Genomic DNA, 13,491 nt, shown 5'->3' on the forward strand with positions numbered 1-13,491 from the left:
TTGTTCAGCGCGCTCCTAGACAGCGCTCAGGCGACGCCGACGTAGGAGAGGACGCCGTCGAGTGCGCGCTCGAGGTGCACGAAGTCGCCGGTCGCCTGGTAGATCGACGCCCCGCCCTGCACCGCGGCCAGCACGACCGACGCGGCGGCCTCCGGCTCGACGTGGCGGCAGCCGCCGCCGGCTGCCTGCAGCCTGCCGACCGCCTGCGTCATCAGCGTGTGCCAGCGCGACTGCATGTCGAGGACGATGCCCTCGGCCTCGGGGCCCGTCCGGGACAGTTCGACGACCAGCGCGTTGACCGGGCAGTAGCGGCCGATCTCGACGTAGCGCGCGATCACCGCGGCCCGCCAGGCGCGCCACGACTCCGCTGTGGACAGATCCTCGATGTGCGGCTGCTGGTCGGAGATGACCCGGTCGGCCTCGAAACGGGCGATCGCGCAGAACAGCTCGGCGCGGCCGTCGGGGAAGTAGTGGAACAGCTGGCTCTTGCTCGACCCGGTGGTCTGGCAGATGAGTTCGAGGCTCACGCCCGCGGTGCCGTTGCGGCGGAGCAGCTCGGCGGCGCCCTCGAGGATCCGCCGGCGTGTCGCTGCTCCCTTGGCCGTCAGCACGCGTGCCATGGAGGCATCGTACGGCCACGACAGATACGTCGGGAAAGGCCTAACGACTCTCCCTCGGACGGGGCCGGACGGATCGGCCGTTCGCGCTGCGCCTCAGGGGCGCCCCGACGCGGGCGCGGCCGCCGTCGGTGCCGGTCGGCGGTCCGTCCGACGATCCGTGCGGCGTGCGCCGAGCGCCGGGGCGACGACGTCGGCGACGGCGCGCATCGTCGCGACGTGCGTCGCAAGACCTCCCCCGCCGGGTTGGGTCTGCACGACGAGTTCGGTGGCCCAGCCGAGGGCGGGATCGCGGCGCAGCCGGGCGACGACGTCGGCGGCGGGTTCGCCCGCGGACACGATGCGCGACACCGCGACCCGGGGTGCGCCGACGGCGCGGGACCAGTAACGCGCGAGGTCGGCGGCGACGGGGGAGCCGGGGACGTCGGCGGGCCGTCCGGTGATCAGGCCCATGCTCCGGGCCGCGGCGGCGTCGACGGCCGCCGTGGACCCGGTCGCCCACCACAGCCGTTGCGTCAGCCCGGCTGCGGCGGGGACGAGCCGGGGGCCGCGCAGGATCGTGCGCAGCGTGTCGACGAGCGCGACGGTGTCGTCGTGGCGGTCGGCGTGGTCGCGGCCGAACGCCGCGGAGGCGGCCGCGTCGGCACCCGCGCCGACGCCCAGCTCGAGGCGGCCGCCGCTGAGCGCGTCGACGACGGCGGCGTCCTCGGCGAGGCGCATCGGGTCCTCCAGCGGCGCGGCGACGACGCCGGTGCCCAGCCGGATCCGGGTCGTCGCCGTGGCGGCCGCGGCGAGCAGGACGAGCGGGGACGGCAACAGGCCGCGGGCCTCGTCGGCGTGGTGCTGGGCGACCCAGAACGTGTCGAAGCCGTGTTCCTCGGCGGCGACGGCTGCGGCGACGGTGTCGCGGTAGGTGGCGGCGGGACCGGCGGGACCGGTGACGTGCGTGAGGTACCCGAGCCGCATGCGCGGAACGTAGCGCATCGGGCACGCAGGGTGCGCGACCTGGGCGGGGGTTGTGACGGGCGCTGCGCCGGCTTGACCCGTGTCCGAGCCGCCCGGTTCACTGGTCGTGCCATCCAGAGCGGCCGAGAGACCTGGCTCGTCGACGCCGCAGCAACCACGTCCGGTTGACGGACGGGGTGCTTCCGCCGGGACCGATGGGAGAGGACCACACCGTGAGGCCGAGCACCGCCGACGCCGCCCATGCCGACAGCCGCACGGTGCGGCGGCTACAGATCGCCGACGACCTCCTCGACCGGTTGGAGGCGCTGGTCGACCGGCATCGGGCCCTCGCCCCTCACGAGCCGGGTCTGCACGACGCGCTGCACGCCGAGCTCGTCGCGGCCGAGGTCGCGCACGAGCTGGCGGTGGCACGCAGCGCGCTGCGTGCCATCCCGGAGTACGTCAGCCGGGCAGGTGCAGAATCCCCAGCCGCAGCGCGGCCGTGACGGCGGCCGTCCGGTCGTCCACCTGGAGCTTCTCGAAGATCCGCAGCAGGTGGCTCTTCACCGTCGACTCGCCGATCCCGAGCGCGCGCCCGACCGCGGGATTCGACAGCCCCTGCGCCACGGCCCGCAGCACCTCGGCCTCGCGCGGGGTGAGCGCGGGGACCGGCGGGGTGCGCACGGCCCGGGCGAGCCGGGCCGCGACCGGCGGCGCCAGCACCGTGTCGCCGCGGGCGGCGGCGCGTACCGCGGTGACCAGCTGCGCCTGCGGGGTGTCCTTGAGCAGGTAGCCGACCGCCCCCGCCTCGACCGCGCGCAGGATGTCGGCGTCGGAGTCGTAGGTGGTGAGGATCAGGACGCGCCCGGTGCCCGCGGCGACGATGTCCGCGGTGGCCTCGACCCCGCCTCGCCCGCCAGGCATCCGCAGGTCCATGAGCACGACGTCCGGGCGCAGCGCCGCGGCGGCGGCCACCGCCTCGTCGGCACCTGCCGCGTCCCCGACGACCTGAATGCCGTCCTCCGCCGCCAGCACGCTGCGCATGCCTTCCCGGACGATCGGGTGGTCGTCCACGAGCAGCACCCGGACGGTGCTCATGCCGCCTGCCGGGAGCGTGCCGGGAGGCGCACCTCGAGCCGGCAGCCCGCGCCCGGCGCACTGTCGACGGTGACTGTCCCGCCGAGCTCGGCGGCCCGCGAGCGCATGTTGTCGAGCCCGAACCCCGAGCGCGGCGAACCGGGGTCGAACCCGCGTCCGTCATCGGAGACCAGGAGTGTCTCCGCGGCGCCGTCCCGGGTCAGCCGGACCTCGAGCCGCGTCGCGCCGGCGTGCTTGCGGACGTTCGCGATCGCCTCCTGGGTGAGCCGCAGCAGCGCGACGTCGTGGCCTCCCGGCAGCGGCCCGTCCGGCCCCTCCAGCGCGAACGACACGGCGATCCCGAGCTCGCCGCCGACGTCGTCGACGATGCGGCGCAGTGCCGCCGGGAGCGGAGCCTCCGCGAGCGGGGCGGGCGTCATCGCGCGGACGAGCGCGCGGGTCTCGGCGAGGTTGTCCCGGGCGGTCCGGCCCGCCAGGTCGAGGTGCCGGCGGGCGGCCTCGGGATCGCGGTCCAGCTCGTCGGACACCGCGCGGACCAGCAGGACGAGGCTCGTGAACCCCTGCGCGAGAGTGTCGTGGATGTCTCGGGCGAGCCGCTCCCGCTCCGCCAGCGCACCCGCCTCGCGGTTCGCCGCGGCGAGCTCGGCCCGGGTGCGGTCGAGCTCCTCCAGCAGGGCCGCGCGGCGGGCGCTCTGCGAGCTGATCGTGGTGATCCACAGCCCGAGCAGGACGGCGGCGACCAGCGCCCCGCCGAACAGGGCGAGCAGGGCCGGGGTGTCGGCGGGGTCGGTGCCGCGGGCGAAGAGCCCGATCGCTCCGAGCGCCGCCATCGTGACAACGGTGGCCACCACGGCCGCGCGGGTCGGCAGCAGGCGCCATATCAGCGGGAACAGCACGAAGAGCATGACCGCGCCGACCGGGGCGAGGGTGAACAACGCGAGCGTCAGCGGCCCCGCGACCGCGAGATACGCCGCGCCGAGCTTGCCGCCGCGGTGCAACGCGGGCCCGCCCGCAGCCGCGTAGGCGGCGACGATCCCGCCCAGGAGCACGAAGGCGAGGACCGGATGGTCCGGGCGGCTCACGACCAGCAGAACCGCGGTGACGACCGCGAACCCGGCGAACCCGGCGTGCCACGCGGGGTCGAGCCGCTCCCAGACGTCCCGGTCCTCGACGTGGCTGCTCACCGGCGTGATACTGCCCGAACGCACGCCGGATCTCCTCCACCGGTCGATGGAGGGTGGCACCCGTCCGTCGTGGGTGCCACGGCCGGCACGGGCGGGTCAGGCTCCGGTCCATGACCGAGAACCGCATGACCGCAGGTGCCGTCGTGGTGTCGATGATCTTCGGGATCGTGGTGGCGATCCTGGCCGTGACCGGAAGCGAGGCGCTGAGCCTCGTCGCGATCATCGGGGGTGCCGTGGTCGGGCTGACGTGGGTCGTGGTGGGCATGACGTCGGCGAGCCGCCGCCGCGGAACGCAGACCCGTTCCTAACGGGGACCCAGGAGGTCGAGGAACCCGAGCACGACCTGGGTCTGCAGCCCGCCCGCCGCCGAGCGCCAGTCGTCGTCGCCGAGGACGGTGTCGATGCGGGCGATGCGCTGGTAGACGGTGTTGACGTGGACCCCGAGGTCGCGTGCGGTCGCGGGCGGGTTGCGGTCGTGGGCGAAGTAGGCCCGCATGGTCGCGACGAGCGGGGTGCCGTGCTCGCGGTCGTAGTCGACGAGCGGGCCGACGCAGCGGTCGAGCAGCGTGGCGACCCGGTCGGGGGCGACGTCGGCCAGCAGCGAGCCGAGGACCCCCAGCTCGTCCACGGCGGCGCCCTGCCCGGTGCGGCCCAGGGTCGCGAGGAGCCGTGCACCGCGGGCGGCGCCGGGGTGCAGGTCGTGCACGTCGTGCAGGCACTCGGCACCGGTGCGCGGTCCGTCGGCGCCGGTGGTGACGGGTGCGCCCGTGGCCGTGGTGAGCGCGGCGGCGACCCGGCGGGCGGCCGCGCCCGGGTCGGCGCCGGGGACGACGAGGACCGCGAGGCCGGCGTGCTCACCGGCGATGCCGTCGTCGGGTTCGGCGAGGTCGGCGGCGGCCGCGAGCAGCGCCCGGCGGGGGACGGCGTCACACACCGCGACGACCACGCAGTGCAGCAGGTCGGGGGCCAGCACCCCGAGCCGGGCGGCGCGTCGTTCGAGCACGCCGGGGTCGGCGCCGGCGACGAGGTCGGTGACGAGCGCGGCGAGCTGTTCGCGGGCGACGGCCTCGGTGCGCCGCCGCGTCAGCAGCAGCAGCGCGGCGGTCTGCGCGGCCCGTTCGACGATGCGGGCGTCACCCTCGTCGAGCGGGGTGTCGCGGTGGACCCGCAGGACACCGAACGTCTCCGGCCCGGCGCGCACGGCGACCTCGCACCCCGGCGCGCCCGACGACGAGCCGGACGCCTCGGCGAGCACGGCCCCGTCCCCGGCGACGAGCGTGACGTGCGCGTCGAGGAGGGCGGCGACGGTCGTCGCGAACTCGTCGAGACCGGCCTGCCGCAGCGCCATCGGCATGAGCTGCTCGTGGGCGCGCCCGGCCCGTTCGAGGGTCTCGCGGTGCTCGCGGAGCCGGGCGTTGGCGGCGCGCAGGTCGGCGGAGTCGGCCTGGACGCGCTCGAACAGCCGCGCGTTCTCGATGACGATCGCGGCGTGCGCGGCCAGGGACGCGAGCAGCGCGATCTCGTCCTGGTCGAACGTGCGCCGGTGCCGGTCGGCGGCGAACAGGGCGCCGATGACGGTGCCGCCGGCGGCCATCGGCACCCCGGCGATGCTGACGACGTCGTCGGCGGCGACGGCGGAGGCCACGTCGGGGTCGTGGTGGATCCGCGGGTCGTGGAGGTAGTCCGACGTGGCGAGCGGCCTGCCGGTCTGGATGACGTACCCGCCGACGCCGAACCCCGGGGCCTGGCGCACCCGTTGCAGCGCCTCGGTCCGGGTGCCGGCGGTGACGCGCATGAACGCGTCGCCGGTCTCGGGGTCGACGAGCGCGATGTAGCTGGAGTCGCAGGCCAGCAGCGTGCGGGCGCGGTCGACGATCGCGGCGAGCACCTCGTCGCCGGGGCGCAGCGAGGTGAGGTCCTCGGCGGTCTCGTAGAGGGCCTGGCCCTCGTGCTCGCGGCGGGCGGTGCGGTCGAGCAGCTCCCGGACGCGCGCGGCGTCGGCAGCGGGGGAGCGGTGCGGCCCGGCGAGGTCGAGTACGGCCGCGAGCTCGGACGCGGGCGCCTCGTCGGCGAGCATCCGCAGCACCGTCGCGAGCGGGCCCGTGGCCTGCCCGGTGGTCGCGCCCATCTGCCGCTCCCTCACGTCCCCGGCGCCGGGACGAGCTCCTCGAGCGGGATCTGGGTGGTGAGCCGGTGCAGCTGCAACCCGAGCTGCATCGTCACCCCGCCCTCGGTCTCGCGCCACCGCCGGTGCCCGAGGACGTGGTCGACGCGGTCGAGACGTTGGTAGACGGTGTTGGGGTGGACCTGCAGCCGACGCGCCGCGGCCCGCGGGTTGCGGCCGGCGGCGAAGTAGGCGTCGAGGGTGTCGAGCAGCAGCGCGTTGTGGTCGGCGTCGTAGCGGCGAAGGGGTTCCACGGTGCGGGCGAGCAGGGCCCGGACCTGGCGCTGGGTGGTGCCGTCGAGGATGACGCCGAGCATCCCGAGGTCGGTGGGGCAGGCGCCCTCGCCGTCGCGGCCGAGCGCGACGAGCAGCCGCAGGGTGCGCTGCGCCTCGCGGTGGCGGGCCCGGACGTCGGCGGCGGTGTCGGCGGGCCCGGCGACGCCCGCGGTGACCCTCCCACCGGTGAGCCGGCTCAGCTCGACGGCGATGGTGCGGGCGACGGCGTCGGGGTCGGGTCGGGGCAGGACCATGACGACGCGGCCGTCGTGCTCGGCGGCCAGGCCCCCACGGACGCCGACGTGCGTGGTCGCGGCCCGCAGCAGCGCGGCCCGGGTCACGCCGGTCGCGGTGGCGACGACGACGGTGTGCGCGACCCGCAGGTCGAGCGCCCCCGAGCTGCGGATCCGCCGGGTCAGCGCGGTCCAGTCGGGTTCGCGCTCGGCGAGCAGGTCCTCCAGCAGCTCCCCGCGGACCTGGTGCTCGGCGGCGCCGACCTGCTGGTCGATCAGCAGCATCAGGGCCGCGGTCTGCGCGGCCCGTTCGAAGGTGCGGACGTCGGCGTCGGAGGGCACCTCGTCGGTGACCAGGACGAGATGGCCGAACGACGTGTCGCCGGCCCGGACGGGGACCGTCCAACAGGTCGGGACGCCGCCGGGCAGTGCGACGTGCGCGTCGTCGGGCGGTTCGGGCAGCGGGGACGGGAGGTCGCCGTCGCCGCTGGTCACGAGCACGGACCCGTCGGTGCCGACGGCGGCGACCGTTCCGCCCAGCATCACGGCGACGGTGTCGACGAGCTCGCCGAGGTCGGCGCGGCGCAGCGCGAGCGGCATCATCTGCTCGTGCGCGGCGCCGGCCCGTTCCAGGGCACGTTGGCGTTCGGCGAGCTCCTCGTTGGCCGCGCGCAGCTCGGCGGCGGTGCGCTCGGCGCGCTCGAACAGCTCGGCGTTGCCGATGACGATCGACGCGTGGTCGGCCAGTGAGCACAGCAGGTCCATCTCGGCGGTGTCGAAGGCCCGTGAGTACCGGTTGGCGACGAACAGCACCCCGACGACCTCGTCGCCGCGCCGCATCGGGGCCCCGGCGATGCTGACGATGCCGTCCTCGACGACGGCGTCGGTGACGTCGGGGTCGCGGCGCAGCCGGGGGTCGGCGAGGTAGTCGGCGGTCGCGAACGGCACCGCGGTGGCGACGACCCGGCCACCGATCCCGCTGCCCACGGGCTGCCGGATCGTCTCGATCGCCCTGGTCAGGGTGCCCAGCGTGATCCGCATGTAGACGTCACCGCGGTCGGGGTCGCGCAGCGCGAGGTAGGTGGCGTCGGTGCGCAGCAGCTGGCGGGTGCGGCGCACGAGCGCGTCGAGGACCTCGTCGACGTCGTGCAGGGAGGCGAGGTCACGTGCCGACTCGACGAGCGCGAGCGCCGCCCGCTCCCGGCGGCGGCGGTGGGCGAGCAGGTCGCGGACGCGCCCGGCGCTGCCGAGGGCGAGGAACATCTCGTCGCGTCGCGGGCCGGGCGGGCTCGCCTCGACGGCAGCGGCGAGCGCCTCGAACTCGACGGCCGGTGCTTCGGTGGCGAGCAGGTGCAGCAGCCGCGCCGCCAGGTCCTCGGCCGTTCCCGGGGCGGAGCGGGCAGCCGTATCGGCGGTCGGGTCGAGCATCGCGTCACCTCCGTCGGTGTGTCACCGGGCCGTTCCCCACGGCCGGACCGCCGCCGATCACGTTAGGGGGACGGTCCGGCCGAGGGGCAGCGGCTGATCAGGCGGCGTCCGGCGGGACACCGCGTTGTTCATCCCGCGCGGGTCACGCCGCGGGCAGCCCGGCGCCCTGCCCGAACTTCGCGGCGACGCGCTCCTGGCTGACCTTCGGCGTCCAGCGGTCCTCCTCCTCGCCCCACACGTCGCGCAGCTTGGGGATGACGTCGCGGCCGAACAGCTCGTTGTTGCGCCGGGCGACCTCCTCGGGCAGGTCGCCGACGTGCATGCACGTGATGAGCTGGCCGATCCGCAGGTCGGTGGCCAGCTCGCGGACGCGCTGCTCCACCCGCTCGGGGGTGCCGGCGATGATGTAGCCGAGCTCGTCGTACTCCCAGAACGACAGCTCACCGCGGGCGGCCTTCATCCGCTCCTCGGCCGACTGGGTGCGGGCCCGTTCCAGGTTGGCGCGGATCGAGGGCAGCGTGTTGTAGCCGGGCGGTGTCGCGAACTCCAGGCCGGTCGGGTTCTGCCGGTAGAAGTACTTCACGGCGTCGGCGTACTGCGCCTCCGCCTCCTTCTCCGAGTCGGCGCAGCAGATGATCTGCGTGAACGCCATCCGGTTCGGGTTCATGTTCGCGTTCTGGCTCTCGGTGTAGTCCCAGAACCCGCCGACGATCGGCGCCGCGCTCTGCTTGCCGGAGAACGACAGGTAGCCGTAGCAGTAGTCGAGCGCGTTGACGACGTCCCACGTCTCCGGGCTGCCGGAGCCGGGGATCCAGACGGGCAGCTCGTCCTGGATCGGCCGCGGCCACGTGTTGACGTAGCGCAGTTGCGTGTACTTGCCGTTGAACGCGAACGGCTCCTTCGCCTCCCAGGCCCGCACGATCAGGTCGCGGGCCTCGTGGAACCGCTCGCGCAGCTCGATCGGCGGCACCCCGTAGGAGAACGCGGTGTCCATCGGGGTGCCGAACACGATGCCCGCGATGATCCGCCCGCCCGACAGGCAGTCGAGCATCGCGATCTCCTCGGCGACGCGCACCGGCGGGTTGTAGAGGGCCAACGAGTTGCCGCACAACGCGATCGCGGCGTTCTCGGTGGTCGCGGCGAGCGCCGCGGCGATCAGGTTGGGCGACGGGGTCATCGCCAGTGTCGTCTGGTGGTGCTCGTTGAGCAGCAACGAGTCCCACCCGAGGGTGTCGGCCTGCTGCATCAGCCGCAGGTAGAGGTGGTAGTCCTCGCCGACCTGCTGCGGGTCGGCCACCGAGATCGGTGGCGTCACCCACGAGCTGTGGACGGTGTCGCCGAAGTCGGCGGGAAGTTTCGTGTAGTACTGCTGGGCGAACCAGTGGAACTTCACCTGTGGTGCTCCTGCTCTCGAAAGAAGGGGGCGTCAGCCGGCCGTCATCCCGCCGCCGTCGACGCGGTAGACCTCGCCGTTGACGAACTCCGAGTCGTCCGAGGCCAGGAACGCGACCATGTTGGCGATGTCCGAGGGCTCGCCCACGCGCGGCGACGCGACGCCGGCCAGCGCCTGGGCGGGCAGGTCGGGCACCGCGTCGAGCAGCTGCTGGGTGCGGATGACACCGGGGGCGATCGCGTTGCAGCGCACGCCCTGACGGCCGTGCTGGGCGGCGACGTAGCGGGTCAGCCCGATCACCGCGGCCTTCGACGACCCGTACGCCGTGAGCGCGGGGGAGCCGCGCAGCCCGGCGACCGAGGCCATGTTGACGATCGATCCCTTTCCTGCGGCGGCCATGTGCGGCAACACGTTCTTGCACATGACGAAGATGCTGCGGACGTTCGTGGCGAACGCGCGGTCCCACATCTCGATCGTGGTGTCGACGACCGAGCCGTCGGTGTACCAGGCGTCCGGTCCGACGAGCGCCGCGTTGTTGTGGACGACGTCGATCCGCCCGTGGCGCCCGACCACTTCGGTGACCAGCGCCTCGATCGACGCGGCGTCGGTGGCGTCGAAGTGCAGGGCCGACGCGGCGGCCCCGATCTCGTCGGCGACCTGCTTCGCGCGGTCGAGGTCGATGTCGGCGATCACGACCTCGGCGCCCTCCCGGGCCAGCGTCCGGGCGGTCTCCCGGCCGATGCCCGCGGCACCGCCCGTGACCAGGGCGAGCTTGCCCTCGACCCGGCCGGTCACGACCCGCTCCCCGCGGCGAGGAACTCACTGACGACCGACACGAACGCGTCCTCCTGCTCGACCTGCGGGTAGTGGCCGGCCTCCGGGAGCACGGCGAGCCGGGCGTCGGGGATCAGGCGGGTGAACTCCGCGGCGTAGGAGACGGGCAGCAGCCCGTCGGAGGCGCCGTGCACGACGAGTGTCGGCGCGTCGACCAGCGGCAGCCGCCTGCGCAGGCCGCGATCGGCGATGGGCCACATGAACTTCGTGGCCGAGCCGAGGTTGCGGGCGCTGAACAGGACCGCGCCGTGCGGGTCGCCCGGGTCGGGGACGAAGTTGGTCGGCTCCTGCGCGGGGGGCTCGCCGTGCCACTTCGCGGCGGCCACCTCGTCGGCCGGGCCGAACGGGTCGAGGGCGGGTTCGTCGTCGAGCCAGAGCCCGAAGGCGTCGACGAGCACCAGCCGGCGGACCAGCTGCGGCGCGAGGACGGCGAGCTCCGCGGCGAACATGCCGCCCAGGGAGTGCCCGACGACGTCGATGCGGTCGATGCCCCACGACTCGACGAGCTCGCGGTGGAACAGCGCCACGTCGTGGATGTCGACGAACGCCTCCACGCCGGTGGAGCGGCCGTAGCCGGGCTGCTCGGGGGCGAGCACGCGACGGTCGGCGGCCAGCCGGGTCAGGAAACCCGCCCCGCCGGGGTGGCGTTCGTATCCGTGCAGGTAGAGCAGCGGTTCGCCGCTTCCCTGCTCCCAGACGTCGACGTCGAACGTGCCGACGTGCGGGATCTCGAGGGTGGTCACACGGTTCTCCTTCCGGCACGGGCGTGGCGGCCGGGGGCCGCCCGTGCCCGTGCTGCGAGTCTGTGGCTGACGGGCCGGGGCGGACAACGGGACGATGTCCACCCCGGCCCGGGTCGTCATGTGCGGACGTCCATGTCCCCGGCGGCCAGGGACGGCTCCGCCATGGGCTCGCTCGTGGCGGCGACGGCCTGGTGGACGCGCACCTCGCGGGACAGCAGCACCGGGATGATCGCGAGCGCGAAGATCACCGCGCCGACGATCCACACCGTGTTGAGCTGCGAGCGTCCCTCGGCGGCGGTGTTGATCCACTTGCCGCTCTGGTCGGTGATGATCCAGCCGACGGCGACCTGCATGGCCGCGGAGGCGCCGTTGAGGGTGCCGGTCACCTCGGGGCGCGCGATGCCCGACCAGTAGCTGTTGACGGTGCCCCAGAACATCGGGTCGCACAGGAACGCGAACGCCCCGATGAAGAAGCCCCACAGCACCCAGGTCGAGTTGTCGAGCAGCACACCCATCAGGAAGCCGAGCGCGCCGCACGCGGGTCCGGCCACGAGCCACGGCCGGGTCCGCCCGCCGAAGAACTTCGCGACGAGGGAGCCGTTGAACAGCCCGAACACCACGGGGACGGCCGCGATGAGCGGGCTGACCCAGGCGACGGTGTCGGGGTTGACCTTGTCGAGGGTGATCAGGCCGTAGGGCAGCCACGGCCCGGACAGCCAGGTCGGGGTGGTGGCGAAGGCGGTCGCGATGATCATCGTGAAGACGCTGCGGCTGCGCAGGGCCCGGCCGAGCTCGCGGAACGTCAGCTTCTCGCGGACGGTCGCGCCGCGGTGCTCCTCCTGGATGGATGCGATCTCGGCGGCTCCGATGCCGCGCAGCTTCTCCGGCTTGTTCGAGGTGAACAGCAGCAGCAGGACCAGCGCCGGGACCCCGAGCGCCGCGACGATCAGGAACGCGTCACGCCACGACAGGTGGTTGGCCAACGGCAGCGCGATCGCCGGCGCGATCACGCCCGCGACCAGGCACGAGCTCATCCACGTCGACGTCGCCCGCGCGTTGAGCGCACCCGGGAACCACACCGACAGCAACCGTTGCGACGGTGCCCAGAGGAACCCGAAGAAGATGCCGAACAGGAAGTTGCGCCACCACATCTCCTCGTAGGTCTGGACGAACGCCATCGTCGCCGACAGCACGGTCACGCCGCAGATGCAGATGACGAGCATCAGTTTCGCGCCGATGCGGTCGGCCATGATCCCGGCGAGCAGCAGCAGGGGGAAGTAGCCCAGCAGGTAGCTCGCGGTGACGCTGGAGATCTGGGCCGTCGTCAGATGGAGGTCGACCGACCAGAACGGGTTGAGCAGGCTGAACTTCGCGCTGTCGAGCCAGACGACGAAGTTGAGGAAGAGGATGCTCGCGAGCATCAGACCGCGTTTGCCCGCGAACAGGCGTGGGGCTGCGGTCGCGGTGATCGACATGGATGACCTCCGGTCGGCCGGCGACGGTGCCGGCGCGGATCGGCCCGGACACGGCGGGCGGGGCGCCCACGACCCGGCGGGGCCCGCGCAGGGCTCCCGCCGGTTGTCGTCCGGGGTGGTGCGTCCTCGAGGGACCGAGGGGCGCGCGCGATGGCGGCGCCCGGTTCACGACGTGGGGGTTCGTGACGTGCTGACCGGTTCACTGTGACCGCGCTCGCACCGCGTCACAACGGAAGGGCGACCAGGCCGGCTCGGCGCCGGATGGTCGGATGCACATTGCGCGGGCGCGGTCAGCCCGTGAACTGGCCACCCGCCGGGTGCAGCATCTGCCCGGTCACGAACGACGATTCGTCGGTCGCCAGGAACAGGCACGCCGCGGCGATCTCCTCCGGGCGCCCGAGCCGGTTCATCGGGGTGATGCTCATCGCCGACGCGAACGCCGCCGGCTGCTCCTCGATACCGTCGATCATCGGCGTGGCGGTGTAGCCGGGGCCGACCGCGTTGACCCGCACCCCGGTCGTCGCCAGCTCCAGGCCGAGGACCTTGGTGAGCATCCAGACGCCCGCCTTGGAGACGCAGTAGGGCGCCGCACCGGCCAGCGGGATCCGGGCCGCGCTCGAGGCGATGTTCACGATCGAACCGCTGCCCTGCGCGACCATCCGCCGTGCCAGCGCCCGGTCGGTCTGCATCACCCCGATCACGTTGACGTCGAGCACCCGCTCGAACGTCTCCGTCGCCAGGTTGACGACGTGCGTGGCGTTCTCCACGTCGGCCGTGCGGGTCTGGACGTTGCTGGGCCCCGCGGCCGTTGCGATGCCCGCCGACGCGACGCCGACGTCGACGCGGCCGAACCGGTCGACGGCCAGCGCGACGAGCGCCTCGCAGTCGTCCTCGCGGGTGGTGTCGGTGCGCAGGTACGCGGCGCGGCCGCCGGCCTTCTCGACCTCGGCGACCGCGTCGTCGCCGGGCGCGAGGTCGCCGATGACGACGTCGGCACCCTCGGCCGCGAACCGGACGGCGGTGGCGCGACCGATGCCGCTGGCCCCACCGGTGATCACGGCGACCTTGCCGTCGAGCGCTCCCATGCGGGCTCCTTCCGTT

The 13,491-nt window shown here is 73.9% G+C and carries 13 protein-coding genes and 1 riboswitch; of the genes, 2 read left to right on the plus strand and 11 right to left on the minus strand.

Annotated elements, in window-relative coordinates; translation table 11 throughout:
* Positions 1 to 26 precede the first annotated feature (26 nt).
* Together PSU4_RS14005 and PSU4_RS14010 are read right to left on the minus strand one after the other, a co-directional pair.
* Complete coding sequence (locus tag PSU4_RS14005) at positions 27 to 620, minus strand: TetR/AcrR family transcriptional regulator (RefSeq protein WP_147107723.1); 594 nt, start codon at positions 618 to 620, stop codon at positions 27 to 29.
* 93 nt (positions 621 to 713) lie between these two features.
* On the minus strand, positions 714 to 1,583 hold the full coding sequence (locus tag PSU4_RS14010; RefSeq protein WP_147107727.1) for an LLM class flavin-dependent oxidoreductase: 870 nt from the start codon (positions 1,581 to 1,583) through the stop codon (positions 714 to 716).
* 106 nt (positions 1,584 to 1,689) lie between these two features.
* A riboswitch (SAM riboswitch) is annotated at positions 1,690 to 1,784 on the plus strand.
* Positions 1,785 to 1,795: 11 nt separating this feature from the next.
* Here PSU4_RS14010 and PSU4_RS14015 point away from each other — a divergent pair.
* On the plus strand, positions 1,796 to 2,068 hold the full coding sequence (locus PSU4_RS14015) for a hypothetical protein (protein ID WP_147107730.1): 273 nt from the start codon (positions 1,796 to 1,798) through the stop codon (positions 2,066 to 2,068).
* On the opposite strand, the gene PSU4_RS14020 is transcribed toward PSU4_RS14015, so the two are convergent.
* Positions 2,025 to 2,660 carry a response regulator gene (locus tag PSU4_RS14020; RefSeq protein ID WP_147107733.1) on the minus strand — a complete coding sequence of 212 codons (636 nt, stop codon included), beginning with the start codon at positions 2,658 to 2,660 and terminating at the stop codon, positions 2,025 to 2,027. The two genes, PSU4_RS14015 and PSU4_RS14020, sit on opposite strands and share 44 nt — an antisense overlap.
* Positions 2,657 to 3,844, minus strand: coding sequence for a sensor histidine kinase (locus PSU4_RS14025; protein WP_147107735.1), 1,188 nt, complete (start codon positions 3,842 to 3,844; stop codon positions 2,657 to 2,659). Before PSU4_RS14025 ends, PSU4_RS14020 begins: the two co-directional genes overlap by 4 nt.
* A 110-nt stretch (positions 3,845 to 3,954) precedes the next feature.
* Between PSU4_RS14025 and PSU4_RS14030 the strand changes: the two genes are divergently transcribed.
* Positions 3,955 to 4,152 carry a hypothetical protein gene (locus PSU4_RS14030; protein ID WP_147107738.1) on the plus strand — a complete coding sequence of 66 codons (198 nt, stop codon included), beginning with the start codon at positions 3,955 to 3,957 and terminating at the stop codon, positions 4,150 to 4,152.
* On the opposite strand, the gene PSU4_RS14035 is transcribed toward PSU4_RS14030, so the two are convergent.
* The 7 genes from PSU4_RS14035 to PSU4_RS14065 form a co-directional block, all read right to left on the minus strand.
* The gene (locus PSU4_RS14035) at positions 4,149 to 5,972 is read right to left on the minus strand and encodes a helix-turn-helix domain-containing protein (RefSeq protein ID WP_147107741.1); all 1,824 of its coding nucleotides are present in this window, start codon (positions 5,970 to 5,972) and stop codon (positions 4,149 to 4,151) included. The genes PSU4_RS14030 and PSU4_RS14035 overlap by 4 nt on opposite strands.
* A gap of 11 nt (positions 5,973 to 5,983) precedes the next feature.
* Positions 5,984 to 7,945 (minus strand): helix-turn-helix domain-containing protein, encoded by a 1,962-nt coding sequence (locus PSU4_RS14040; RefSeq protein ID WP_147107744.1) that lies wholly within the window; start codon positions 7,943 to 7,945, stop codon positions 5,984 to 5,986.
* 142 nt (positions 7,946 to 8,087) lie between these two features.
* Positions 8,088 to 9,338 carry an LLM class flavin-dependent oxidoreductase gene (locus tag PSU4_RS14045; protein ID WP_147107747.1) on the minus strand — a complete coding sequence of 417 codons (1,251 nt, stop codon included), beginning with the start codon at positions 9,336 to 9,338 and terminating at the stop codon, positions 8,088 to 8,090.
* Positions 9,339 to 9,371: 33 nt separating this feature from the next.
* Complete coding sequence (locus PSU4_RS14050) at positions 9,372 to 10,133, minus strand: SDR family NAD(P)-dependent oxidoreductase (RefSeq protein ID WP_147107750.1); 762 nt, start codon at positions 10,131 to 10,133, stop codon at positions 9,372 to 9,374.
* The gene (locus PSU4_RS14055) at positions 10,130 to 10,915 is read right to left on the minus strand and encodes an alpha/beta fold hydrolase (protein WP_147107753.1); all 786 of its coding nucleotides are present in this window, start codon (positions 10,913 to 10,915) and stop codon (positions 10,130 to 10,132) included. The genes PSU4_RS14050 and PSU4_RS14055 overlap by 4 nt, the downstream gene beginning before the upstream one ends.
* A 116-nt stretch (positions 10,916 to 11,031) precedes the next feature.
* Positions 11,032 to 12,390, minus strand: a complete 1,359-nt coding sequence (locus PSU4_RS14060) for an MFS transporter (RefSeq protein WP_147107756.1) — start codon at positions 12,388 to 12,390, stop codon at positions 11,032 to 11,034.
* A gap of 290 nt (positions 12,391 to 12,680) precedes the next feature.
* Positions 12,681 to 13,475, minus strand: a complete 795-nt coding sequence (locus tag PSU4_RS14065) for an SDR family NAD(P)-dependent oxidoreductase (RefSeq protein ID WP_147107759.1) — start codon at positions 13,473 to 13,475, stop codon at positions 12,681 to 12,683.
* Between the last annotated feature and the right edge of the window lie 16 nt (positions 13,476 to 13,491).

Source organism: Pseudonocardia sulfidoxydans NBRC 16205, assembly GCF_007989085.1.
Lineage (GTDB): Bacteria > Actinomycetota > Actinomycetes > Mycobacteriales > Pseudonocardiaceae > Pseudonocardia > Pseudonocardia sulfidoxydans.